At 28.5% G+C, this 25,273-nt stretch carries 30 protein-coding genes; 5 read left to right on the plus strand and 25 right to left on the minus strand.

Translation table 11 applies throughout. From position 1 onward, the window contains the following. Positions 1 to 450: 450 nt before the first annotated feature. Positions 451 to 774, plus strand: coding sequence for a winged helix-turn-helix transcriptional regulator (locus Fi14EGH31_RS13070; RefSeq protein WP_107030071.1), 324 nt, complete (start codon positions 451 to 453; stop codon positions 772 to 774). Between the two features lie 25 nt (positions 775 to 799). Here the strand turns inward: Fi14EGH31_RS13070 and Fi14EGH31_RS13075 are convergent, their stop codons facing one another. From Fi14EGH31_RS13075 to Fi14EGH31_RS13145, 15 genes are all read right to left on the minus strand, one after another. Further along, entirely contained in the window at positions 800 to 1,834 is a 1,035-nt protein-coding gene (locus tag Fi14EGH31_RS13075) for a zinc-dependent alcohol dehydrogenase (RefSeq protein ID WP_107030070.1), read from the minus strand. Further along, positions 1,831 to 2,424, minus strand: a complete 594-nt coding sequence (locus Fi14EGH31_RS13080; RefSeq protein WP_107030069.1) for a TetR/AcrR family transcriptional regulator — start codon at positions 2,422 to 2,424, stop codon at positions 1,831 to 1,833. The genes Fi14EGH31_RS13075 and Fi14EGH31_RS13080 overlap by 4 nt, the downstream gene beginning before the upstream one ends. Before the next feature lie 120 nt (positions 2,425 to 2,544). Then, positions 2,545 to 2,901 (minus strand): hypothetical protein, encoded by a 357-nt coding sequence (locus Fi14EGH31_RS13085; RefSeq protein ID WP_200764913.1) that lies wholly within the window; start codon positions 2,899 to 2,901, stop codon positions 2,545 to 2,547. 113 nt (positions 2,902 to 3,014) lie between these two features. Further along, positions 3,015 to 4,331 (minus strand): replication-associated recombination protein A, encoded by a 1,317-nt coding sequence (locus tag Fi14EGH31_RS13090; protein WP_200764914.1) that lies wholly within the window; start codon positions 4,329 to 4,331, stop codon positions 3,015 to 3,017. A 4-nt stretch (positions 4,332 to 4,335) separates the two neighbouring features. Then, complete coding sequence (locus Fi14EGH31_RS13095; protein ID WP_022002661.1) at positions 4,336 to 5,094, minus strand: GNAT family N-acetyltransferase; 759 nt, start codon at positions 5,092 to 5,094, stop codon at positions 4,336 to 4,338. A 1-nt stretch (position 5,095) separates the two neighbouring features. After that, positions 5,096 to 5,662: a TetR/AcrR family transcriptional regulator gene (locus tag Fi14EGH31_RS13100; protein WP_117346317.1), complete on the minus strand. Its 567-nt coding sequence runs from the start codon at positions 5,660 to 5,662 to the stop codon at positions 5,096 to 5,098. A gap of 108 nt (positions 5,663 to 5,770) precedes the next feature. After that, entirely contained in the window at positions 5,771 to 6,406 is a 636-nt protein-coding gene (locus tag Fi14EGH31_RS13105) for an SdpI family protein (protein ID WP_107030067.1), read from the minus strand. A gap of 2 nt (positions 6,407 to 6,408) precedes the next feature. Next, positions 6,409 to 6,672: an autorepressor SdpR family transcription factor gene (locus Fi14EGH31_RS13110; protein WP_117346316.1), complete on the minus strand. Its 264-nt coding sequence runs from the start codon at positions 6,670 to 6,672 to the stop codon at positions 6,409 to 6,411. Between the two features lie 212 nt (positions 6,673 to 6,884). Continuing rightward, on the minus strand, positions 6,885 to 7,628 hold the full coding sequence (locus Fi14EGH31_RS13115; RefSeq protein WP_117782754.1) for a PfkB family carbohydrate kinase: 744 nt from the start codon (positions 7,626 to 7,628) through the stop codon (positions 6,885 to 6,887). An 86-nt stretch (positions 7,629 to 7,714) separates the two neighbouring features. Beyond that, the gene (locus Fi14EGH31_RS13120; RefSeq protein ID WP_022002666.1) at positions 7,715 to 8,104 is read right to left on the minus strand and encodes a hypothetical protein; all 390 of its coding nucleotides are present in this window, start codon (positions 8,102 to 8,104) and stop codon (positions 7,715 to 7,717) included. A 445-nt stretch (positions 8,105 to 8,549) separates the two neighbouring features. Further along, positions 8,550 to 9,980: a 6-phospho-beta-glucosidase gene (locus tag Fi14EGH31_RS13125; RefSeq protein ID WP_107030064.1), complete on the minus strand. Its 1,431-nt coding sequence runs from the start codon at positions 9,978 to 9,980 to the stop codon at positions 8,550 to 8,552. A 1-nt stretch (position 9,981) separates the two neighbouring features. Then, the gene (locus Fi14EGH31_RS13130) at positions 9,982 to 11,316 is read right to left on the minus strand and encodes a PTS sugar transporter subunit IIC (protein ID WP_107030063.1); all 1,335 of its coding nucleotides are present in this window, start codon (positions 11,314 to 11,316) and stop codon (positions 9,982 to 9,984) included. Beyond that, complete coding sequence (locus Fi14EGH31_RS13135; RefSeq protein ID WP_107030062.1) at positions 11,317 to 11,622, minus strand: PTS sugar transporter subunit IIB; 306 nt, start codon at positions 11,620 to 11,622, stop codon at positions 11,317 to 11,319. It lies immediately after the preceding gene. A gap of 324 nt (positions 11,623 to 11,946) precedes the next feature. After that, on the minus strand, positions 11,947 to 14,547 hold the full coding sequence (locus tag Fi14EGH31_RS13140; RefSeq protein WP_107030061.1) for a PRD domain-containing protein: 2,601 nt from the start codon (positions 14,545 to 14,547) through the stop codon (positions 11,947 to 11,949). Between the two features lie 79 nt (positions 14,548 to 14,626). Next, positions 14,627 to 15,448 (minus strand): MerR family transcriptional regulator, encoded by an 822-nt coding sequence (locus Fi14EGH31_RS13145; protein ID WP_107030060.1) that lies wholly within the window; start codon positions 15,446 to 15,448, stop codon positions 14,627 to 14,629. 193 nt (positions 15,449 to 15,641) lie between these two features. On the opposite strand from Fi14EGH31_RS13145, the gene Fi14EGH31_RS13150 reads away from it, so the two are divergent. Beyond that, positions 15,642 to 16,394 (plus strand): SDR family NAD(P)-dependent oxidoreductase, encoded by a 753-nt coding sequence (locus tag Fi14EGH31_RS13150; RefSeq protein ID WP_107030059.1) that lies wholly within the window; start codon positions 15,642 to 15,644, stop codon positions 16,392 to 16,394. A 286-nt stretch (positions 16,395 to 16,680) separates the two neighbouring features. Here the strand turns inward: Fi14EGH31_RS13150 and Fi14EGH31_RS13155 are convergent, their stop codons facing one another. After that, entirely contained in the window at positions 16,681 to 17,925 is a 1,245-nt protein-coding gene (locus Fi14EGH31_RS13155) for an ATP-binding protein (RefSeq protein ID WP_107030058.1), read from the minus strand. 1,020 nt (positions 17,926 to 18,945) lie between these two features. On the opposite strand from Fi14EGH31_RS13155, the gene Fi14EGH31_RS13160 reads away from it, so the two are divergent. Further along, the gene (locus Fi14EGH31_RS13160; protein ID WP_200764915.1) at positions 18,946 to 19,164 is read left to right on the plus strand and encodes a site-specific integrase; all 219 of its coding nucleotides are present in this window, start codon (positions 18,946 to 18,948) and stop codon (positions 19,162 to 19,164) included. A 178-nt stretch (positions 19,165 to 19,342) separates the two neighbouring features. Further along, complete coding sequence (locus Fi14EGH31_RS13165; RefSeq protein WP_158561725.1) at positions 19,343 to 19,885, plus strand: type III toxin-antitoxin system ToxN/AbiQ family toxin; 543 nt, start codon at positions 19,343 to 19,345, stop codon at positions 19,883 to 19,885. A gap of 127 nt (positions 19,886 to 20,012) precedes the next feature. Here the strand turns inward: Fi14EGH31_RS13165 and rpsI are convergent, their stop codons facing one another. The 8 genes from rpsI to Fi14EGH31_RS13205 form a co-directional block, all read right to left on the minus strand. Continuing rightward, positions 20,013 to 20,405: a 30S ribosomal protein S9 gene (rpsI, locus tag Fi14EGH31_RS13170; protein ID WP_022002675.1), complete on the minus strand. Its 393-nt coding sequence runs from the start codon at positions 20,403 to 20,405 to the stop codon at positions 20,013 to 20,015. A gap of 11 nt (positions 20,406 to 20,416) precedes the next feature. Then, on the minus strand, positions 20,417 to 20,854 hold the full coding sequence (gene rplM / locus Fi14EGH31_RS13175; protein ID WP_022002676.1) for a 50S ribosomal protein L13: 438 nt from the start codon (positions 20,852 to 20,854) through the stop codon (positions 20,417 to 20,419). Positions 20,855 to 21,003: 149 nt separating this feature from the next. Continuing rightward, on the minus strand, positions 21,004 to 21,192 hold the full coding sequence (locus Fi14EGH31_RS13180) for a PspC domain-containing protein (protein WP_022002677.1): 189 nt from the start codon (positions 21,190 to 21,192) through the stop codon (positions 21,004 to 21,006). Positions 21,193 to 21,194: 2 nt separating this feature from the next. Further along, on the minus strand, positions 21,195 to 21,953 hold the full coding sequence (locus Fi14EGH31_RS13185; protein WP_117574900.1) for a DUF4097 family beta strand repeat-containing protein: 759 nt from the start codon (positions 21,951 to 21,953) through the stop codon (positions 21,195 to 21,197). A 1-nt stretch (position 21,954) separates the two neighbouring features. Then, complete coding sequence (locus tag Fi14EGH31_RS13190; RefSeq protein ID WP_200764916.1) at positions 21,955 to 22,554, minus strand: DUF1700 domain-containing protein; 600 nt, start codon at positions 22,552 to 22,554, stop codon at positions 21,955 to 21,957. After that, positions 22,547 to 22,873 carry a PadR family transcriptional regulator gene (locus Fi14EGH31_RS13195; RefSeq protein ID WP_022002680.1) on the minus strand — a complete coding sequence of 109 codons (327 nt, stop codon included), beginning with the start codon at positions 22,871 to 22,873 and terminating at the stop codon, positions 22,547 to 22,549. The genes Fi14EGH31_RS13190 and Fi14EGH31_RS13195 overlap by 8 nt, the downstream gene beginning before the upstream one ends. Before the next feature lie 94 nt (positions 22,874 to 22,967). Then, positions 22,968 to 23,699 carry an alpha/beta hydrolase family protein gene (locus Fi14EGH31_RS13200; protein ID WP_107030055.1) on the minus strand — a complete coding sequence of 244 codons (732 nt, stop codon included), beginning with the start codon at positions 23,697 to 23,699 and terminating at the stop codon, positions 22,968 to 22,970. Position 23,700: 1 nt separating this feature from the next. Next, entirely contained in the window at positions 23,701 to 23,940 is a 240-nt protein-coding gene (locus Fi14EGH31_RS13205; RefSeq protein ID WP_117574898.1) for a hypothetical protein, read from the minus strand. Between the two features lie 191 nt (positions 23,941 to 24,131). Here Fi14EGH31_RS13205 and Fi14EGH31_RS13210 point away from each other — a divergent pair, with 191 nt between their 5' ends. Then, on the plus strand, positions 24,132 to 24,365 hold the full coding sequence (locus Fi14EGH31_RS13210; protein WP_022002683.1) for a helix-turn-helix domain-containing protein: 234 nt from the start codon (positions 24,132 to 24,134) through the stop codon (positions 24,363 to 24,365). Between the two features lie 14 nt (positions 24,366 to 24,379). Here Fi14EGH31_RS13210 and thrB read toward each other — a convergent pair whose 3' ends face one another. Further along, a complete protein-coding gene (gene thrB, locus Fi14EGH31_RS13215; protein ID WP_107030054.1) occupies positions 24,380 to 25,273 on the minus strand; it encodes a homoserine kinase in 894 nt (297 codons plus the stop codon).

Genomic DNA, 25,273 nt, shown 5'->3' on the forward strand with positions numbered 1-25,273 from the left:
AAAACTTCTAAAGCACCTCTTGTATCTTGTGAGTAAATTTCTTCCACCAATATTTTAATAATCCATTAATCAATATTTCTTTATTAAAACATCTCTTATTTTTAGAAATAAATATTATAATGTATATTCTTTTGGTGATTGTCCATTATCAGCAATAATACTTGAGCATCAGCTAAATAAAACACTTCAAAAATTGGATTATCCATATTTCTTTTTCAGCTTTATTATCTTCAAATACAGCTCTACAATAGTTAAATATTGTACTGGCGTATCATTTAAAAGTTTTACGAATCATTCACATTTACTTCCATCGTTATTAATCATTATGAAATAATTATTTTTTTCATCTTCGCTATTATAATAACTTTACACAAATATATGCACTCTAAAGTGCTATATACTATCCATTTTAAAATTATTGTTTAATATAAGCATTTTGAAGGAAATAAAATGGAAAATAATGAATTACCTGCTTGTCCAGTAGAAACAACACTTACCCTTATTGGAAATAAATGGAAAGTATTAATTATTCGTGATTTAATGCCTGGTTCTAAAAGATTTGGGAAATTACAAAGAAGTATTGGGAAAATCAGTCAAAAAGTTTTAACTTCTAATTTAAAAGAAATGGAAACAAAAGGGATTGTTCATAGAAAAGTTTATGCTGAAGTACCACCGCGTGTCGAATATAGTTTAACTGACTTAGTAAAAAGCCTAAAACCTATTCTTGATTCTATGTGGAATTGGGGAGAAAATTATAAAAGAACTATTCAATAAAATAAGTGCCAGCCTATAGCGACACTTATTTTTTCATTTTAATAATCACATTTAAAGAATTATTGACATCACTAGCCTTATATAAAGCTTGATCAAGCTGTTCTAATGGAAATTCATGAGTAATCATACTTTCTAAATTCCACTTACCACAAGCCATGATTTCTTGAACATCATCAACCTCTTCTTTCATATAACCACCAGAGCCAATAATACTTTGTTGTGCATATGTCATATGCAATAAATCAATGGAGCGTGGTTCTTTATTGACCGCTACTGAAACAAAACGACTTTCTATTTTTCCTAGTTTTAAAAAATCATCAAGAATACTTTTAGCACCTGCTGCATCTAACCAACAATCAATATTTGCAGTTGGACCATTTAAAGAATAAGCCATTCCAAAATAATCTTTGGCATGATTTATAAAATCATCTACTTGTAGGTTACATGTTTCAAAACCTAATTTTTTAGCAATTTCTAAACGATAAGCTGAATAATCACAAATCATCACTTTTTCCATCCCAAAATATTTAAAAGCAACCGCTGCAGCAATACCAATCGTTCCACTGCCAAAAACAACCGCATTTTGTCCTTTGACATACCCTTGACCACTTAGAATCATGCCCCTTCTAGCCCCTCGACAGCCTACAGTAAAAGGTTCAATTAAACTTGCTAGTTTATCTGAAATACGTTTGTCTACCTGATAGAGAGAATGATTTTTCTTAACATTTGGTACTAATATATACTCTGAAAATCCACCTAGTGTCCCCGCTCTTGAAGTATCATCTTTAGCATATAAAGGATAAGGATAAACACGGTCTCCTACTTTAAAATCCTTAACTTCTTTTCCCACCTTAACAATTCTTGAAATTGTTTCATGACCAAATTCACCACCAACATTCACTTTATGTCCTGTATTTGGACCATGCATAAAAACAGCCACATCTGTTCCACATATACTTGAATAAATATTTTGTATTAAAACATCATAATTACCCACTTCAGGAAGAGGTAATTCTTGTATTTTTACTTTTTCTTTTCCTAAATAAATTCCTGCTTTCATAAATTCCCCTTTGGTTGTTTGATACATCGTTGAATCACTTGCATCACAAATTCTATTTCTTCTTTACAATCATCTTTTAGCCATTGAGTAATAATTGCTATAATGCCTTGTATATAAAAAGACATAATGTATTTTCTTTCTTCTTGAGGAACTTGATAACAATCTAAGATTGGCATTAAAACATGTTGAAATAATTGTGAATAACTTTGATTAAGTTGTAGCACTTTTGCTTTTTTTATAGCTGTTAAAAAAAGACGTTTGTTCCTTTTAATATAACTTAAATAAGGTTTTAAATATTTGGGTGTAATTAGATAAAGTTCATCTTTTGAACAATCATTGATCTTATTCACAAAATTTCGTGAATCTTGTCCCATGTGCTCAAGAAAATGACGATTCATATATTCAACACTTTCCTTTAATAAATCATCTAATGTTTCATAATGTAAATAAAAGGTCGAACGATTCACACCTGCTTCATGACAAATCTCTTTAACCGTAATATAAGCAAAGTCTTTCTTTTCTAAAAGTTCTAGAAAAGCCTGATCCATTTTTATCGCTGTATTAAAATATTTACTTTCATTTTTATTCATAATCTTTACCCTTTGTTTTATTTATGAAATTTTACTTCCATTTAAACTATTTATATTATCATATTATAAGTTTAACCGAAAAAATGAACCTTAATTAATATTAATTAAATATTATTACCGTTATTCTTCATCACTAATTTCTTTAGCAAGTTCCATAATTTCAAAAGCATACTTTTGTTTTCCACGAACAAGTATTTTCTTATAAACCGGATAATTAATTCCCATTCCAATTAAACCAATTAAACCAATAATAACACCTAAAACAAACATACCCGTTGTCCCACTACCAATGACATTCATTGATAAACACATTCCAACACCCATCAATAAAGCTGAAATAATTCCTAAAGTATAAGTAAAAATATTAGCTGGTAATTTTGCCTTTGCATTTAATTTTTGAAGAGCCACTACCTTTGATGTATCCTTTGGCGCATATTCATTAGCAAGTTGTTCTGCATAAATTTTATCTGTATTCATTTTCATTTCCTCCATTTCTTACAGGTTTATTATAAAAAATAGAAAAATGAAACCAAACAACACAAATAAAGAAGAATGTTGATTTAAAAAAGAAGCTATTCAAATAATAACTTCTACTTTGTATTATTTTTAAGATAATCTAAAAATGCTTGGATTCTTTTTTCACTACCCATTTGTGATAAATTAAAATAATGATGATGATCTAATTCATCAGGCATACATTTTTTACCTGAATAATGATTAGGAAATTGATGAACATTATCTAAACCAACACCTCTTCCTAATTTATAAGCATTTTTATAACTTGCATCTTGTAAAAATGCTGGAATAGGAACATCCGTTGTTTTGTTTGCCTCATCCATTGCTTGATAAATGCCATTAGAAACCGCTGTTGATTTAGGCGAACAACAAACATATAAAGCAGCATGTGCTAAAATTGTTGTAGACTCTGGCATTCCTATTCTTTCTACCGCTAGAAAAGCATTTGTCGCTACAACAAGAGCTTGTGAATTAGCCAAACCTATATCTTCAGATGCACAAACACAAATTCTTCTAGCAATATATTTAACATCCTCTCCAGCAATCAACATTCTTGCTAGATAATAAAGTGTTGCATCTGGATCGGTATGTTTCATCGATTCAATAAAGGCAGAAATAGTATCATAGTGATTATCACCATTTTTATCATATCTTATGGCCTTTTTTCGAATACATTGTTCAGCTACTTCTAAAGTAATTGAAATTATCCCTTTTTTGTTTCTTTCAGTTGTAAGATAAGCAAGTTCTAAGGCGTTTAGAACACTTCTGGCATCTCCTCCTGCTTGATCTGCAAGGAAGCTTTTAGCATTTTCATCAATTATAATCTTTTCTTTACCTAAACCTTTTTCTTGATCTTTTAATGTACGATCAATTAAGGTTATTAAATCATCTTTTTCTAAAGGTTTTAATTCAAAGATACGACATCTTGAAAGTAAAGCATTATTGACTTCAAAATAAGGATTTTCTGTTGTAGCTCCTATTAATATAACAATTCCATCTTCAACAAAAGGAAGAAGATAATCTTGTTGTGTTTTATTAAAGCGATGAATTTCATCAATAAATAAAATTGTTCCTTTTTGATAAGCATTTTGATTAAATTTAGCTTCTTCAATGATTTTTTCTAAATCCTTGATTCCTGCATTTGTTGCATTTAATTTACAAAAGTATGATTTTGTCGTATTCGCAATTACTCGAGCAATCGTTGTTTTCCCTACCCCTGGTGGTCCATATAAAATAATAGAACCTAAACGATCAGCCTTTATTGCACGATAAAGCAATTTATCTTTCCCTATGATATGAAGTTGGCCAACTATTTCATCGAGTTTCTCTGGTCTCATACGGCTTGCTAGTGGGAGTTGTCTTGTATTTTCATTCATATCAAATAAATTCATTTTCTTATTCCTCTTTTATCTTTGTCATTAGTTTTTCAAATGATTTTGCATTTAATATTGTATTCGATATAAATTCACCTTTATAAAAATTAGCCCAATTATTAAAGATACAAGGAACATTTTTAGCCTTTTCTAATGTATCTATTTTAATAAAATTAATTATCAAATTATTTTCTTTAGCATAATTTGATAATTCTTTAACTCCATATTCAACATAAGGACATTCATAACTATAATAAACTGTAAAATCTTGTTGTTCTATTTTCATAGTTCTTGCCTGTTCATTAAAGCGTGGTATTTCATGATTATCAAATTGAAGTGCCATTAATTCATATTCACCAATTGTATCAACTACTTTAAAGCCATAATGTTCAAAGAATTTCTTTTCTCCAAGAAAAGGCTTCTTCTTTTTAGAAACAAGTGTACATACCCCACTTTTAGCTTTTTCTTTAGAATCGTTAATCACATATTCCAATAATTCATTAGCTATTCCTTTTCCTTTAAAACTTCCTGCCACCCATAAACAATAAATATATTCATAATTACTTCCACTAATAGGCACCCATGCTGTTTCTATAGACTCGTATTCAACAAACACTTTACCTCTAGCATCCAATTTTCTAAATACATGTCCATCTTTTATTTTATTTTTAATCCATTCTTTTTTTTGTGTGACACCTGCTTGATGTTTTTTATCTCCTATAGCGCAACAAATATGTTCTTTTTCAATATTTTCTAATGTCAAATTTATATACTGATTCATATTATTCAGTCCCTTCTAATGTTTTAATTCCATTTATTATAATTTCTAATGATAAATCAAAACTTTCTTTTATAGATACTGGATTACCAAAAGCATTGTTATTTACAAGCAAAGAAAATCCTTCTAAAAAACTGCGCAGTGTTCTTATGATATGATTGATATTTTCATCACTTATATTTACTGTTTTCATCACTTTAAAAATCATTTCAAATAATTTTCTGGTTGCATTTTCTTTTTCAATACTTTCATATTTGTTATACCAAAGCATCGCTGTAAAGATTCCTTTATTATTAATTGCATAATTATAAAATGCATAACACATGTTTTTTAATGCCTCGTATCCTGTCACTCCAACAGCTGCTTCTATCGTTAATGTTTCAATTTGTTTCCAGCCATAGAGCATTAATTGTTTTTTTATATCATCAAGGCTAGAAACATGATTATAGAGAGAAGGGGATTTTATCTTTAGCTCTTCAGCAATCATCTTTAATGATAAATTCTCTAACCCTGCTTTATTTGATAAATTTGCTGCTGTTTCAATAATTCGTTCTCGACTAATATTACTCATAGTATTTCTCCTAATTAATTATATTATTATTTTAACTAATCATATTAGTTTTATCAATTATTAAAAAAATGTATCCAAACCCTTTCAAGTTCAAATACATTTTTTATATTATCTAGCTTTCTTTCGATGATATAAATAGGAATAAATAATTGGTAAGATTCCTGGTACAAGAGCTAAAGTAAAAAGCATAAACATATCCATAAAAGGTAACAGCATAATAAGTAGGACCCCACCTAATACCATACATTTGCCACTAAAGCGATGAGTATGATACCAATTATCTTGATCATTTAAAGTCCAAGGAACACGTATTCCAACTGTATAATTAGGCTTTACAGTTGGAAGATAATTACCTAAAACAATATACAACGTTCCTAATAATAACCCTGTAATAAAGCCAATATTTTTAATAAAACCTAATGTATACCCATAAATACAATTACAAATAAATACTGAAACCAAAGGGCAAATCCACAAAACAATTGAATACATCTTGTCATTAATATTTTTGGATTTTGGATCTGTACTTACAGCAAAGATACAAAAAAGATGAATCACAAATATAATTAATGGTAAGACAAATACTGCAAATTCTTTTGATGAATAACCATCAGGTTGTCCATTAAAACCAAAATGTGTAGCAACATCTTTTGGTAATTGATTCCATATAAGCAAACCAATAACCATTGGAAGTAAAACAACAATAGAAGATAATATTACTTTATTTTTATTTCGTTTCATCATAATCATTCTCCTTTTAACTCACTCATCCATAACATAATTTCTTCTAATACCGTTGTATTAAGCTCATAATAAATAAATTTTCCCTCTCGCTCATCACGAATTAAACCTGCTTCTTTTAAAACAGAAAGATGTCTTGAGATTGCCGCTCCTGATACAGAAAAGTTTTTAACAATATCACCTGCAGACATTCTTGATTGCTTAAGCAAATTAAGTATTTCTCTTCTTGTTGGATCCGCCAAAGCATGAAGCGTATCTTGCATTGCCATATTCATCATCCTTTACATTTAATGTTTAACTTAATTGTTAAATGTATTATAACATACTAAAAAATAAATAAAAGACCATTTTTCTCATATATTCAAATTTTCTTTAATTTCAAAATTTAGAATTTCTATTGTGGTATATAGACTTAATATGTTTGAACATATTTTTTCATGAAAAAGTTTACCTTTCATTTAAAAATAAAAAGCATTTGAATTTATTCAAACACTTCCTCATAATTTGGAATTGAATCAACAGCATTTACTTTTAGTGCTTCTACTTTTATATCTTCTTTATCTGTTAAAACTCTGCTTCCTTCTTTTCCCATTGTAAAAAGAATGTGGGTATGAGGATATTTTTGTTTTAATGTTTGAATAATCTTTTCGTAATCTTCTTCATTACTTAATGCAGCTCCTTCTGTTTCATTAACAACAAGCCAAGTTACTTTTTCAATAGGATAGTTTTTAACAGCTATATCATAAGGAGCTGCATTGAAAAAGCTTTTCATTTCTTTTTCATAACAACGCTCTATGATATAAGGAACATTATTTATTTCATTTTGTAATACAACAATATCACCCTTTGAAAAATGAGAAAGTACCTCATCGATATATTCAAAATCAATTTCTTTATTTGTTCCACCATATAAAAGAATATGATTTTGTCCACTTTGATCAACTTCAATAATTGCATGCCCTGTTGGTTTATTAGAAATCTTCATATAATCAATATGAACACCTTTATCTACTAAAGCATCTTTCAATAAGCCACTATCACTACCAATAATTCCCGCAAAATAAGTATCATTACCAGCAAATGCCATGGCAATCGCTTGATTAACGCCTTTTCCTCCACATTTAATATTATATTCAAGACATCCTTGAGTTTCTCCCGGTACCGTAAAATGATCTACTTTATATACATGATCCAAATTAGCAGATCCAAAACACAATACTTTCATAACTCCTCCATAATAAATCTTTATTCATTCACATTATAAACGGTATTCTCTTTTATTAAAAAAAAAGAAATATTTGAACATCAAGTTTAATTACTTCTAAATTCATAACATTCCGGAAAAGACGTTTGTTCTATATATGTATCTGCTTTTGACTCATAAACATCTTTCATTATTGCATATGGTAATTTATTCACCTTTTTATAAAGGGTACCTGTACTGATATTTAAAGCAAATATTCTTTTAGTTTCAGCCAAAACTTTTAATTTATCCTTTGGTAACTTTATAATATAAACATTTCCTAAATCACTATTATCTTCTTCTTGAAACTCCCTACATCCCTCATTTATCCATGTTCTTAAATCAAACCATTGTTCAGGTTTAGAAATTCCAATGGAACCTACATCTAAAAATCCACAAAAAGTTGCTCCTTTTTCCGCCTTTATAACAAGTTTGTAATCCCCATTATAAAATAGCAATTATCAAGATGTAAACAAACACATCACAATACTTTCATTAACTAAAACACCTTAAATTTAACTTAGCATTTCATATTCATTATCGACAATATTTTATATAATTACTTTGTTATCGTCCTCCCCTGAAAGGAGGTGGTGTAAGTTGTTCTCAGATTTAGTAATATCTGTCGTGGCATGTTTTTAGTTTATTACATATGCAAATGGTTGGACAAAAGATTTAAACGATAACCAGCCTAGTGCTAAGTACACTCTAAAATACTAGAAAAGGTAAGGAATGGCACTCCTTACCTTTTCGTTTGATGCAATTGTTCTCAGATTTGCATTTAGATTATAGCATCTAATATTTTAATGTGCAAGTTGATTTCAAAATCCAATTTGTTATACAAGGTACATAACGAAAATTCATTTCAGTTTTATATATTGTCAAGGAAGAAAAATTATAAAACTAATCTAGATTTTCACCATTTGTTTCAATTACTTTTTTATACCAATAGAACGATTTTTTTCGATATCTATTCATTGTCCCATGACCTTTATCGTCTAAATCCACATAAATGAATCCATATCTTTTTGACATTTGACAAGATGAAGCACTTAATAAATCAATGCAGCCCCATGTTGTATACCCCATTAATTCAACACCATCTATAATAACAGCATCCTTTAATGCTTTAATATGTTCTCGATAATATTCAATATGTCTTTCATCATTAATTTCTTTGCCTTTGACATATACTTCATTTGTTCCTGTACCATTTTCAACAATAAATAATGGTTTTTGATAACGATCATAATACATATTCAATGTATTGCGTAACCCTATTGGATCATCTTGTCTTTTATATAAAATTTCACCTAAATATGGATTTTTTAAAGTAGCAAGAGGATTATTTTTTATCTCCTCATTTATTCTCTCGTCTCCACTAACAACATGAGTTGCATAATAAGAAAACGAAAGAAAATCAACCGTATTATTTTTAAGAATTTCTTTATCATCATCTTCAAAAGGAATAGTAATACCTTTTCTTTCTAATTCTCTTAATTTATACGAAGGATAATAACCTCTCGCCTGTACATCACAAAAAAAGAATGCATCCCTATTTTTTGTAATTGCTGCAAATATATCTTGTGGATGACAAGTATATGGATACCATGTGCCTCCCGCAAACATATTTCCAATTTTATTTGTTGGATCAATTTCGTGACCAATTTTTACCGCCCATGCACTCGCTACTAAAAGATGATGAGTTGCATTGTATAATTGTTGTTCTCTACTTTCATTTTGATCTATAATCACTCCCGCTGATAGATAAGGTAAAACTAGCGTACAATTGATTTCATTAAAAGTAAGCCAATAATGAACAACGCCTTTATATCTCTTAAATAAAACTGTTACATACTTTTTATAAAAATCAATCATATTTCTATTTTTAAAACCACCGTATTCTTTCACCAAATAAAGTGGAAAGTCATAATGAGATAGTGTCACTAAAGGCTCGATATGATATTTTTTTAATTCTTTAAAAATGTCATCATAAAATTGCAAACCTTTCTCATTAGGGTGTTCTTCATCTCCACGTGGAAATATTCTTGACCAAGAGATAGATAATCTTAATACTTTAAAGCCCATTTCTGCAAATAGAGCAATATCTTCTTTATATCGATGATAGAAATCTATTCCTTTTAAAACAGGGTATTTTTCTTTTTCTTTAAAAGAAAGATCTTTTACATTCCCAAACATATATTGAAAACGATTTTTTCCACTTGGAACCACATCCATATTAGCAAGACCTCTACCATCTTCATTATAGCCACCTTCTACTTGATTAGCAGCTATTGCTCCACCCCACAAAAAGTTTTTTGGCAAAGTCTCCATTTTATGCTTCCTCCTCAGCTAATTTCGTAGCTTCTTCTTTCTTGCATAAAGAGTGATCATATGCAATAAAGAATGGATACCAAATAGCTAATGTTAATGGAATCATCAATGCTACAAAAACTAATACTCTCCAGTCTAGACAATAAACAAATATACTTAAAAAAATAGGATACGTTCCACTAATCAATAAATAAGGAGCTGTCACTAAACCAAATGAACATGCTAACCAATAAAGAATAGCAACAATTAATCCATTGGCAATAAATGGAATCATTAATACAGGATTAAACATAATTGGAGCACCAAATAACGCTGGCTCTGAAATTCTAAAAATACTAGGTACAATTGTAGCTTTTCCAAAAGCTTTCAATTGTTGTGATTTTGCTTTCCAACAAGATAAAACACATAATCCAAATGTGTTTCCTGTTCCTCCCAAAAATCCAATACCTAATGTCATAAAAATAGGATGAAAAATCGGTGCTTGTCCTTTTGCAACTAATGCTGCATTAGCTGTAAAAGCTGCTGTTGTAATAGGAGCAGTAAGCGCCATTGTAACCATTTGCCCATGTACACCACAACACCATAATAACAGCATAAATGCACATAAGAATAATGATCCAGGAACAGAGTCAACGGCAGCAATAGGAGTTGCTAAAACTTTTTCAATAAGCGCTGGAATCGATACTCCTAAATAATTACTACTTAACAAACTTAAAATATAAAATATAGAAACATTGATAACCATAGGTACAATTGTTCTAAAAGAATTTGTTAATGCTGGTGGACAAATTTCTGGCAAACGAATTGTAATATTATGTATTTCACAGAATCTTGTAATTTCCACTGTTAATAAAGCCACAATAATAGCAGTGAATAGTCCTTGTGCACCTAAATATGTACAATTCATTAATAATGAAGTTGTTCCGTCTGCTAAAGCTAAATAATTAGCAGGTGCTGCAACTAATAGGAAAACAACAAGAGCTGTTAAACCACTAGTAATACCTTTCATTGAATATGACGTTGCTAAATTATCAGCAATAACAAAAGCAACTGCCATTGCTAGTAATCCCATTGACATATTATAAGGAACTAAAATTGTCATTTTATATTTTGTTGCAAAATTAAGCCACCCAGAAAAAATAGACCAAATTCCTCCTGATTTTACCATATCTGCAGTTACCGGTGGATTAGCAATAACCATAAATACCGCTCCAACAAAAATCAATGGCAATACTGTCATAAAACCTTTTTGCATTGCAGATAAATGTCTTTGTTCCCCTAATTTATCAGCAATTGGAGACATTTTATCTTCAACAAAGTGCATAAACTTATCCATTTATTTTTCCTCCTTTATCATTCTTTTTACTTCTTTTATAATATTTTCAACATTCCCCAAAGCATAATCTGAAGGATTAATAACAGCCGAAGGTCGATCAGTTACTGCTTTTTGAACATCTTTAATTTTATATCTCATTTGTGGTCCCACTAATAAGACATCATAATCTTTATAAACACTTAAATAATCATCAATTGGAATTGCTTTTACCTCTAAATCTTCGTTATTTTGTTTCGCCCATTGATTCATCTTATTCATTAAAATGCCTGTCGACAAACCATTAGCACACATTAATAATACTTTCATAAATCTTCCCTCTCTTTAAATTTGGTAGTGTCAAAGTAAATTGAACACTCGATCGATCTTTTATTTCTTTTTACTTAACAACTGTAGTATAAAATGTAACCGCTTCTTATTCAAATAACGTATTTTGCTTATTTTATTTTATTTATACACTTTTTTTTAAATTTATACACTTTTTTCTTCATCCCTATTTATTTCTTACTTTAATTTATATTTCTATAAGCAATAAATTTTTATCTTTTTATTACTATTAAATATTTTTTATACACTTTATACACTAATAAATAAAAAAATAGCTTACTTTACAATAAGCTACTAAAATAAGTATTAAATTTCTTTGATAATCATAATCAAACTTGCAATATCAGAATCAGAAAATCGAATATGAAAAGGTTCTTCTATTATCTCTAATATATCATATAAATATTCATAAGTTTTTTTATGTGTCAAAATTATATTTTTATAATTAAATTTTTTAGGAATTGGAATATTATCAACCAAACTACAGATAACTCCACTAAGATGCATAATAATCCCTATCTTTTTATCATAGGACAATTTATACTGATGATCCAATTCCTGAATAAATTTTGGCAATACTTTTTTCAAGATATCAATATCAATATTAGGTGCTTGCTTCTCAATATTATTAAATATTAATGAATATTTTATTTTCTTTTTTATGACAATATCTTGATCAGAACTTGAAATTAATAAAGTTAATTTATCTAATGGCGTATTGAATAATTGAGTTATTGAAATAAATTTAACGCCATATAATTGAGGATCAAATGGTCCCATTGTGCATAAAATATTATATAACTTTTTTAATTCATTAATTTTAAACAGTAATTCTTTTTGATTGCTCATTGATAATGGAAAAATATCAATATCTTGTAATTCCAATGAATCTTCTAAATATTTTTTTATTTGAATAGCACCACCTTCGCCATTCATACATAAAGTGATAATAATATTTTTCTTTTTTTGGCGATAATAGTTTTCAACAATAGTAGGAAAATAATGTTGATAACTTTGTTCCAATCCAGACATAATATCATCTAAATTATCGTTACAACTCATCTTTTTTACAGTTTCCAAGGCAAGTATTGTGGAGGGGGCAGCAATAAAACGAATATCTATACCTGTTTCTTTAGATATTAATTTACCCATAGTTTTTACAGAACCCATATCATATATAAGTAATACACCCTTTCCTCTATTAATTTTCTCTATCAATGATTTCATTTCTTCATAAGCCACTTGCATTTTCTTTTCTAATAAAAGATCGTATGAATAAACACTATTACTATTTGACATTTGTTTAACAACACCAGCAAGAGAATTTGCAACGTTCTTTCCATGCATAGCAATCAGTAATACTGGTTTATTTTCAGTTTCTTTCAGTTGATTCAAAAGTAAAATTAAAACTACATTTATCGCTTCACCTAATGGAATGGATATTTTATATCTTTTCTCAAGATTTTCTATTAATTTTAAACTTAATATATATTCTTTTTGATATTTATTTATTACCTGATTTAAATCAAAATTTATATATTCATTTTGATTATTATTTATTATTTTTGTCAAATGAAGCGATAAAATAAGAAAGACATCTTGAGTAAATATTCTTTTTAATTTTTGTGATGAGTTATCTAAAAATTCTTTTACTATATCTATAATATCTTGTGAAACATATTTTCCAATGGTCAACTCATCTATTTTTTCTTTATCAATATATTGCCTATAATATGATATCAATTGTTCATATCTATTTTTCAATAAAAGAGAGGTATCAGTTTTTCGTGTGCCTTGTTTTTCAAGATGTTCATAAACAGTATAATTACTTTCTTTTATTTTTACTTTTTCAATAGTGTCTTTTGAATAATAATATAAAAAATCATGTGAAATAATTTTATTTAGTTCTATGTCCTTTTCTTTATAAAAAATAAATCCTTTTTTTACATAGATTGGAAAATCGTCAAGATAAACATAAACATTTGAATCATTATCTAAATTCTTCAAAAAAGCATGTGAACATGCACTAGAAATATCATTTATAAGTTGTTTTATATTATTTTTACAATGATAAAGCAATAAACATTCTAAGGTTTCAGGTTCAACAACAAACGATTTATCGATTTTTCTTGCTTCATTTTTAAAACATTCTTGCACTATTTCTAGTCTTTCAACCAATCCTCTTTTATCTAAAGAAGGTAAATCAATTTTTATTGATATATTATCAAGAGCATTGCTTTTTAAAGCATTTTCATTAAAGTAATCAGATGACAAAACAACCATAAAATTATTTTCTTTTATTGAACTCATTTCAATTAAATCATATATAATTGATTTATATTTTTCTGGTATTAAATGAACGTTATCAAAATAAATCATTCCGTTTTTTGCTTTATCTATAGTAGATTTTCTATAATCAACAAATATATTTTTAATCATAGTTTCATCATTCATAAAGTACTTACAATTTAACTTCACTAATTGCCCACTTTGACTAACAAGTCCTTTTTCTTTGCAAAATTCATATATTTTTTTAGCAAATAAACTCTTACCCGTACCACTTTCCCCTGTCAATAAAATAATAGGTTTTTTTCCAGGATATAAGAGCGTTGATTTAATATCTTGAATGGGCTTAGCGAGGCTTCCATTAACCCCTATAAGTTGATTAAAGATTAGATCATTTTCATCTAATTTATTATGTATTTTATAAAGCACAGGTCTCCCAGATATTTTTTCTAATTTGTTTTCTCTAACTAACTCATTCAAAATAGCAGATAAATTAGAACGTTGAATATTTAAATAACTTGCTAATTCTTTCGTTGAAAATAACATTTTAGAGGGATTATTTTGATTTTTTTGTGTAGATAGTTTATCGATATAAAAAAGAACTTCATATTTCTTTTTCATAAAATTTCTCCTTTTCTAAATATATTCATATTATAAAACAAAAAAATAAATATGCACACTTTTATAAAATCTATATTTTTTATACGCCTTTCAATTCTATAGGTACTTTAACTTTCGCATAACGTACTTTTTTACCACTTTCTTGAAAATAGTAATTTGGATAAGTTGCTGTTGCAATTCCACAAGATTTAATATTGTGTTTTTTCAAATAACTAAAAATATCTCTAAAAATTTCAGTATTTGGGTATTCCCAATCTTCATTAATAACAACCGTATTTAAACAATGTCTCCTTGGCATAACTTTTGCATCTTCTAAAAATTCTTGAGGAATTTGATTATAAATAATTTCTGGTATTACAAAAAACCACTCTGTTACACTTTGTGGAGAATCACATATATTTTCTACATTAGTTACTTGTGCTTGGTTAATAAACGGAAGATATTCAAATAATTTTGCATAATATCTTGGATTATCTTTAGTAAAACATATTTCTGATTGAGAAATTTTTGCATATGGCAATAAATAGCATTTAGGTTCAACAGTAATCCAATAGTTTCCAATATTATAAAAGTCTATTTCTGACTCCATTTTTAAAGTTGTTAAATAATTAATAAGATTTTTAGTTTCTTTTACTTCTAGCTCTAGTTCATCAATTTTTTTATTTAAAATATCTGTTATTTTAGAAACTGGTATACCTTCAACATATTCTACCGATTCTTTCATAGAATAGCCAATTTTTCGATTATATATACAAATCAATAATGAAATAATATCTCTATTGTCTAGATCACGATAATTATTTTTACTTGTTCTTTTTGGAGTAATAACTCCTTCTTTTTCATAATAACGTATTGTATCTGTAGAGATTCCCAACAATTTAGCTGCATCACTAATTTTCATAATCTAAACTCCTTAACATTTAAGTTACTCCTATGTTTTATTGATATAGAATTATATCATACAAGATTTATTTCTGCAATTTCATGTATATTTAGAAGCAATCATACCTAAATTAGATAAATAAAACCTTCCTTGACTATAGAGTTACTCCATAAATTATAATTTATATATAATCAAATTTGGAGGTAGAAAAATGAAAAATCGTATTGTATTAATTACTGGTGGAGCAAGCGGAATAGGAAAAGCTATGGTTCGCATGTTTGCTGATAGAGGTTGTCAAGTTATTATTTTTGATGTTCAAGACGATAAAGGAGAAGTTTTGGCAAAAGAATTATGTGATCAAAGAAAAAAAGTTGTTTATAAACATGTTAATTTATTTGATATTGATGAAATCAAAAGTGCCTATATATGGATAAAAGAACAATTTGGAAAACTAGATTACGCTATGAATAATGCAGGATTTGGTATTCCAGCAAAACCACTTGATGAATGTACTAGTGAAGAAGTCAATAAAGTAATTGGAATTTGCTTAATAGCTGTTACAAACTGTATGATTGAAGAAATAAAAATAATGAAAGAAAATGGTTTTGGACGTATTGTCAACACTGCATCAGGTGCTGGACTATTAGGGGTCAAAGGAAATTCAATCTATTGTGCAGCAAAACATGGTGTTGTGGGTATCACAAAAGCAGCTGCACTTGATTACGCAACATCTAATATTACTATTAATGCTATTGCCCCAGGTACTATTGAAACTGAATTAGTAAATTCACTTAAAGAAATTGCGCCTGAAGCTTATAAACAAGCAGAAGAATCAAACCCAGCTGGTCATTTAGGAAAACCAGAAGATATTGCTAATGCAGCACTATTCTTATGTGAAGATACATCATCCTTTATAAATGGTGTTATACTTCCTGTTGATAGCGGTTGTGTAGCCGGAAAATAATAATATAGTTCTAATAAAAAAAATTCTAACAATTGTATTGTAAACCATATTATATTTATAAATGACTATTTTCCTACAATAGCTAACTCTTAAAAATAGAAAAGGTAAGGCGTACCATTCCTTACCTTTTCGTTTTGATGTTAATTGCATTCCAATTTGCAATTAGATTATAGCATCTAATATTTTAATGTGCAAGTTGATTTCAAAATCCAATTTGTTGCATATTTGATAACTTTGTTACATAATAGTCGAATTGTCAAAACAATGCAAAATAACTTATTACACATTATATTTTTTCTTTACCTAAAAACAAATCAATAGCATTTATATGATGAACACCTTCTTGTTGATCACGAAATCTATCTAATGAAACAATATAGCGAGGATAACCATCCCTTATTTTTCTAAATGGTCTGTACTCTCTCTCCTTAATCCGTTCTGTGGCTTTTATATCCTCACCTTGCATGGTATAAGTAACTTGAATATATGCGTAATCACCACTCGTATTCCGTGTAATAAAATCACATTCCAATTTACCTATTTTACCAATGCTAATTTGATAATCTTGGCTCGCTAAATATAAATAAACCATATTTTCAAGTGAAGGTCCATAACTCAATCTATTATCCGTATTCATAGCAAAATATATAGCCAAATCTGATAAATAATATTTTTGTTCTCTTCTTAAAGATTTTTTACTTTTAAGATCAAAGCGATTACACTCATATATTATTTTTGCTTTTTTTAAATCTTCGATATAACCTCTAACTGTTGTTGCCTTTGTTTTATATCCTTCCTTTTCCAAACATTCAAGCAGATTACTTAGCGAAAATGGTGCTGAATAATTATTTAAAAGAAAAGATTGTACTCTTTCATATACTGGAACATTTGAAATTCTTTTTCTTGTTTTAACATCTTTTTCAAAAATTTCAGATATAATTCCTCTAGTGTATGTTTGCCTTGCTTGAATATCATCAAACTCTATAGTTTTTGGAAAGCCTCCATTTAAAATATATTCTTCAAACTCAACATATATATCTTGATCTATTTTCTTTTTAAAGAATCGTTTCATTTCTAAATACTCTGAAAAATCTAGTGTAAAAGTTTCAAAGTTTAGATACCTACCTGTAAGTTTTGTTGAAATTTCATCACTTAGTAAATAAGAATTTGAACCAGTAAGGAATATTGAATATCCTTCTTCAGCATATGCATGAATTACACTTTCAAACCCAAAAACATTTTGCACTTCATCTATAAATAAATAATAATTTTCATCATCACCTAGCATAGATTCTATTTTTGTTTCGAGTTCTTCAGAAGTTTTTATATTTTTGTACCCTCTTCTATCTAAAGGAATATAAATAATTTGTGTTTTTGGGATTCCTCTATCAATCAACTCATTCATAATAGCTTTTAAAATAAATGATTTTCCACACCTTCTAATGCCGGTAATTACTTTTATAATATCCGAATCATAAAACGGACGGATTTTTTTTAAATACTTTTCTCTTGGATACACATTATTAAACATGATTTTTCCTCCAATCTTTACCACTATCATAGCATAAATCCTAAATTCATGGTACTATTTTATAAATTTTGTTATTTAAGGTACCGTGAGAAGCACTTTTATTATCATAGAGTATATTGATATAATGAAGCATTTTCACACGTTATCATTTATTATACCTACACAAATATAAATTTCTTTCAAATTTACATTCTACTATATTCCAATATTTCAACCAACATCTAGGTAATTCTATTTTCTACCCATTGTAATAATATTATTGATTTCTTATGATAATACAAAGTTTCAAATTTAACCATTCTTTACTATATTCATTATTGTCAGTATATCCTTATTTTAAAAAAAAGAAGTATTCAAACTTCTTACAAAGTTAAAATACTTCTTTAGATATCTCATAAAAGTTATTACTAACATTTTGAGAATTACAAAACACGATAAATTAAGGGAGATAGCGTAATTTTGTTGCATATAAGTTGCATTGTCAAAACGCTTTAAAACTTTATTAACAAACCTAAAAATATATTATTAATTTTTTATGTTTTCAGGGAAGAACAACATCACTAATTAATCTATACAAAAAAATAAATATATTGTATATGTATATTTTAAATTTAACTTAGCATTTCATATTCATTATCGACAATATTTGATATAATTACTTTGTTATCGTCCTCCCCTGAAAGGAGGTGATACAATGATTTCTAACTTAATAATATCTGTCGTGGCAGGTGTATTAGTATACTACATATGCAAATGGTTGGACAAGATATTCAAACGATAACGAGCCTAGTGCTAAGAACACTCTAAAATTTCAAAAAAGGTAAGAATCTGACACATTCTTACCTTTTTGCATTGATACAATGATCTCTAACTTGCAATTAGATTATAGCATTTAGTATTTTAATATGCAAGTTGTTTTCAAAATCCAATTTGTTGCATAATTGAGAATATTTATTACACACCGAAGAAAATAAACAATTCAAATATAGAAATTACTATGATAGCTATTTTCTCCCATTAATGGTACAACTTGGATTTGATCAAACACCTCATTGTTGTAGACATACCTGTATTTCATTATTAGCTGAAGCGAAAGTATCTCCTACATATCAAAAAATTATTGTTGGACATAAAGGAGCAATGAGCTTGACCGAAAAAGTTTATACGCATATTGATATTAATTTGTTGATTGATGCAGTTAATAGTATTTACTATCCAGAAAGTATAAAAAATAAGTAATATGAATATAATGTATAAGTCAATATTAATAATTGACTTGTACACTTAATTGTGTATAATTTATTTGAAGGTAGAAATTACCGAACAGTACGGCTCCTACCGCCACAAGTGTAGGGCGTTAAAGTGTGGAAGGATGCAAATCCTTCCTTTTATTTTACAAAAAGGGAATGTGATTAAAGTGAAATTTTATACTATAGATATAGATTATATTAAATACTTATATTCTTATGATTCTGAAGTTTATTTGAATAAGCAACGTCATGATTATGAAAATAAACCCTATGTAGGAATCATTATATACAATAACTCAATTCCTTATTTTGTTCCTTTAACCTCCGCAAAACCAAAACATTTAAAATTGAAAAATAATGGTGCTGATTACTTGGTTATTTACGAAAACATAAACAAAACAGAAGTACATAAATTAGATATTATTAAAGATATAGGCAATGGCGAAATCAAAAAACTATTATCTGTTATTGATTTAAAAAAAGCAATTCCTGTTGCAAATAATTGTTATCATGAAATTGATATACGCAACCACAAAGATCGAGACTTACTTGCAAAAGAGTATGAATTTTGCAAAAGAAAGAAAAAAACAATTTTTGATAAAACCATAAGTATTATCAATTATCAAAAGAAAACAAACATAATTAAATTTGCTTATTGCAATTTTAATTTATTAGAAGAAAAAATGAACGAATGGAATGACACTCATTAGGTCATTCCATTTTTATTTGTTGCATACTAGTTGCATACCGTTTTTATTTATTTTACAAAAAACAAAAAAACCAAATCGAGTTTTGCCGATTTGAGTTTCTTTGAATTTCTCTGAATAAACGTATAAATTAACGTTTAGAGAATTGTGGAGCACGACGTGCTTTTTTAAGACCATATTTTTTACGTTCTTTAACACGTGAATCACGAGTTAAGAATCCTGCAGCTTTTAATGTTGGTCTATAATCGTCACCAGCTTGTAATAAAGCTCTAGCAACACCATGACGGATTGCACCAGCTTGTCCTGAGTACCCTCCACCATAAACATTAACAGTTACATCAAATTTGTCTTTAGTGTTTGTTAATTCTAATGGTTGATTAACGATCATGTTTAATACGTCTGATGCTAAATATTCTCTAGCTTCTTTTCCATTAATAACGAAGTTTCCTGTACCTGGTGTTAAGATAACACGTGCTACAGAAGATTTTCTTCTACCTGTTCCTCTATATTGTACGTTTGCCATTATCTTTCACCTTACCCTTTCACTTTCATTTCTACTGGATTTTGTGCTGCATGAGGATGTTTATCACCAGCATAAACAAATAATTTCATTCCTTGTTTTCTACCTAAAGTGTTATGTGGTAACATACCTTTAACTGCTGCTTCAACAAATCCTGTTGGATTTTGTTCTAAGAATTGTTTAGCTGTCTTAACTTTAAGACCACCTAACCATCCTGAATGACGGTAATATTTAGTGTTTTCTAATTTTTTACCTGTCATAACTACTTTGTCAGCATTGATAATGATTACATAATCACCAGTATCAACATGTGGTGTGTAAGTAGGTTTATTTTTCCCTCTTAACACTGTAGCAACTTCTGAAGCTAAACGACCTAATGTTTGTCCAGCTGCGTCAACTACATACCATTTTCTTTCGATTGTGGCAGCATTTGCCATTGTTGTTTGTCTCATCTTTTTCTTTTCTCCTTTGTTTATCCTTACCGGGGACTTTAAAAGGTTTTTGCCTATGAAACCTTTTTAATTATATGAAATCACAATATCAATGTCAACAAAATAATGCGACAAAATCGAATATTTTTTATTCTAATATCAAATAAAAACTATCTTGGATCTACAGGTATAATACATGCTGCAACAACATAGGCAAGAAGTCCTGTTCCTGCATATAAACAAAGCAAACCACAAGCAAGTCTTACAAGCGTTGGATCTACATCAAAATATTCTCCAAGTCCTCCGCATACACCTGCTAATACCTTATCTTTAGTTGAACGATATAACTTTTTATTCATTATTATTCCCCCTTAAAATGAATTGTGACATTTCCCATATCTGTATCGATATCAATATTTTTATTTCCTATTACTTGACTTGCATTACTTATATGAATAGAACTCATACTTCCATCTTTTGTCACTTTATATTGATCTCTTGTATCTGTCATCACTAAAGATACATTTCCCATATCATTTTCTAAATCTAAGTTATACGTATCTAAATTTGAAATCTCAAGATCCCCCATATCATTAGAAATATCAGTATTTCCTTTAACAAGTAAATGTTTGATTGTTACTTTACTTGTATCACTTTCCATTTCTAATTGATTGCATTGTAAATCTTCAATTGTAATCTTTGAGGCATCAATATCTAAATCAATGTGATTAAATTGAATATTTCTTGGAATATATAAAGTAAGGTTACTTGTTTCTTTTTTACGAGTAACACCCGTAAAAGAAATATCTGCAACTTGTCCATTATATTTAAAATCATAATCTTTATTAACATGACTTCCTTCTACTTTAATTGTATTTCCATCATAATAAACGATTTTACCATTTAATGCTGATAATTCTAAATCAAGGTTACAATGAGCATCAACACCTAATTCCAAATTAACATCTTTTGCTTTACCAAAAGATTTAAATTTAACATAATTCGTTACTTTTTGTGCTTCACCAGGTAATTGATCTAAGCCATTCATCAAAACACCACCAACGCATAAAGCAAGACCAAGAATTAATGTTACAAGTGCAATACATTTATAAATTTTCATATTAATCCACCACCTTATTATAAATATCTTTACCTAAATCAATGAGTGCTCTAAATGCTTGGGGTAAATATTTAAAAATACTGACTGTCATTAAAGAAGTTAAATAACTTAAAGAAAATAATAATAAACCAACACCTAAACAAATAAGACCACCAGCAATTAAACCATCCATAAACATTTTAATAGCAACAACAACTAAAGCAACTAAAGCACATAACAATCCAAATGTACCAAATATACCGATACATACAATTGAAAGAAATAAACCAAACGCTGCTACTACTAAACCACCAACACCACCAATTGTTGGTAAAATAAGTAAAACTAATAAAACAACAATGATTCCTCGTAATATACTTGTATTTCTTTCATTATAATGATGAATTACTTCTTCATTTTCTTGCTCATTTATATCCAGTCCCTCTTTAATTGTTTGTGCAACTTTTTCAGGTGTTCCTAATTCATCTATAACTTCTTGTTCATGTTCACTTCCTGCATCTTCAAAGTAATCACGATAATAATTAAGTGCTTCATCTCTTTCTATTGAATCTATATCTTGTAATAATTTTTCCAATTCATCTAAAAATTGTTCCTTATTCATTATTATCCCCTCCTTTTAATAATGAATTAATTTTTTCTGTATAACTTATCCATTCATTTCTATACATCTCTAATTTATTCTTTCCATTATCTGTAATTCTATAATATCTTCTATTTCTACCATCAATTTGTTTATCATATGTCTCTAAACAATCATCTTTTTGTAATCTTCTAAGGACAGGATAGAGTGTCGATTCTGAAACATCGATTCCTTTTCTCACATCTTGTGTAATTTTATAACCATAGGTTCCTTCTTCTTTTTTAGCGACAACACTTAAAACAATGGCGTCTAACAAAGCAGCCCCTGTATTAAATATCATATTTGCCCTCCTATTCTTTTTACAATAATATTATATAACGTATAGTATTATATTACAACAAATTTGTTGATAAAAAAATAATGTGCTAAACACATTATTCAAAAAATTTTAAAGTTAATTTTAAAACTTGTTTAATATCAGCTAGTTTATCAAAATTATGATTGCCATCTTCTATCGAAACAAACTTTGTTCCTTTATGAAATAGTTTCATGTATTTGTTACTGATTTCATAAGGAACTGTTGTATCTTTTGTTCCATGAATCACAAGTAAATCATTTTGATAAGTATCTAATTCTTGATAAAAATCTCTTTTTAAAATATCTTCTACAAAATCATCTGATATTTCATACCCACCATGATCATAAGTTTTCGCTCTTTCAACTTGTCCTGTTAAATAATGAAGCGCATCTGGTAAATTGAAAGCAGGTGCCCATAGGACCATCTTTTTAATCACATCTGGATAAAGCTTAGCAAGTTCACTAGCAATAGCGCCACCCATTGAATGACCTAAAACATAGATTTCAGTACAATTTTCCATTTTTAAACATTCTTCTAAAATCACTCTTGCACAAGAAAGTTCATCTTGAAAAGTCATATCGACAAAATTACCATCACTTTCTCCACTTCCTAAAAAGTCAAAACGAAATGATGCTATTCCTTTTGATTCTAACATACGGGATAATTGAACATAAGAAAACTTTGTTCCTGTTTTTTGTCCCGTAAAACCATGAAAAATCAAACAAACCGGATGTTTATCTTGATTAGGTTTATGAAAAAAACCTCTAAGTGTACCTTTAGGTGTAGGAATTTCACAATAATGTTGCATTTTAAATATCCTCATGTGCTTTCTTGATTCTTCGAATGCCACCCATTGTAACATATTGTTTTGTAATATCTATAATATTTTCTTTTTTAAAATCTCCACCAATAAATAAACATGTATCCATAATTTCATTTGTTACAATTGTAAGCATTTCATCAGATAATTCCTCTGATATTTCATTTCTTACAATTTCTTTACATTCATCTATATATTCAGTTTTATCAATTTCTGTAATACCTTCCATATTAATACCTCCATGTATTTTTCATTATAACAAATAATATGTCTAAATGATGAATTTATCAAAAAAAAGACCAAATTGTTCCATTACAACAATTCTAATTAATCTTTCCATATAATGAAAATAAGAACACTCCATACTCCGTTGATACTATGATTATAGCGTGTTAGTAGAGAAATAAAGAAAGGTAAAAAATGACTAAAAAGAAGAAATATATTTATATTAATTTAAAAAATACCAGGGAGGATAAAGATTTAAAACAAAAAGACATAGCTAAATTGATCCATGTATCCCCGCGTACATACTCTCACTATGAGAATAACGAAAGAGAAATGTCCCTCGATACTTGGAAATTACTTTCTAAACTTTTAGAAAAAAGTATTGATTATCTAAGCATTATTGAAGAAAAAAAGAAAGATAAGGAGTAAAATCTCCTTATCCCTTATTCATAATCACAAGTATAACCTTTATGATCTAATTCTAATTTAATAACTTCCCAATCATTTAATAATGATCCAAGTTCTTCTTTTAAGCGAACAACACCCATTTTATCTTCTTCACGAATAACTGCCATTAAAGTAGGTCCTGCCCCTGATAAATAACATCCTAAAACATTTTCATCGTTTTCTAAAACATTCATAATTTCATCATAATTATGAATCAACTTACCACGATAAGGTTGATGTAAACGATCTTTAAATCCTAATTTTAAACCATCATCATAACCATTAATCAAAGAAGCAACGACAAGAGCTAAATGGGAAACATTTTTGATTGCATCTTGACGATCTAATGTTTGTGGTAACACTTTACGTGATTCTTCAGTAGATAAAGTAAATGGTGGAATTAAAGCTACAAAACGATATTCATGTTTTACAGGAACATTTAATGTAAGTACTTGTTCTTCTTCCATGACCGAAACTGTTAAACCACCAAAAATAGCTGGTGCAACGTTGTCTGGATGTCCTTCAATCTTGGTCGCAAGTTCAAGAATTTCTTGTCGATCATCTGTTTTGTCTTTAAAAGCAAATGCTCCAACGATTCCTGCCACAATACATGTTGAACTACTTCCAAGACCTCTTGTATAAGGAACTTGACTTTCACAATGAATATTGACACCTTTAAAATCTAAACCGCAGCTTTGAGCTGCTTGGCTAAAAGCTTGGTATGTTAAGTTTTCTTCATTACAAAATTGTGTTGGACAACCTGTAATATTTAATCCACCTTCATTTAATTCAAAAGTAAAGGTATTATATAAAGTTAACGCTAATCCAGCAACGTCAAATCCTGGTCCTAAATTGGCACTTGTTGCTGGTACTTTGACTTTGACTTTCAT

Source organism: Faecalibacillus intestinalis (genome assembly GCF_015097455.1).
Classification (GTDB): Bacteria; Bacillota_I; Bacilli_A; order Erysipelotrichales; family Coprobacillaceae; genus Faecalibacillus; species Faecalibacillus intestinalis.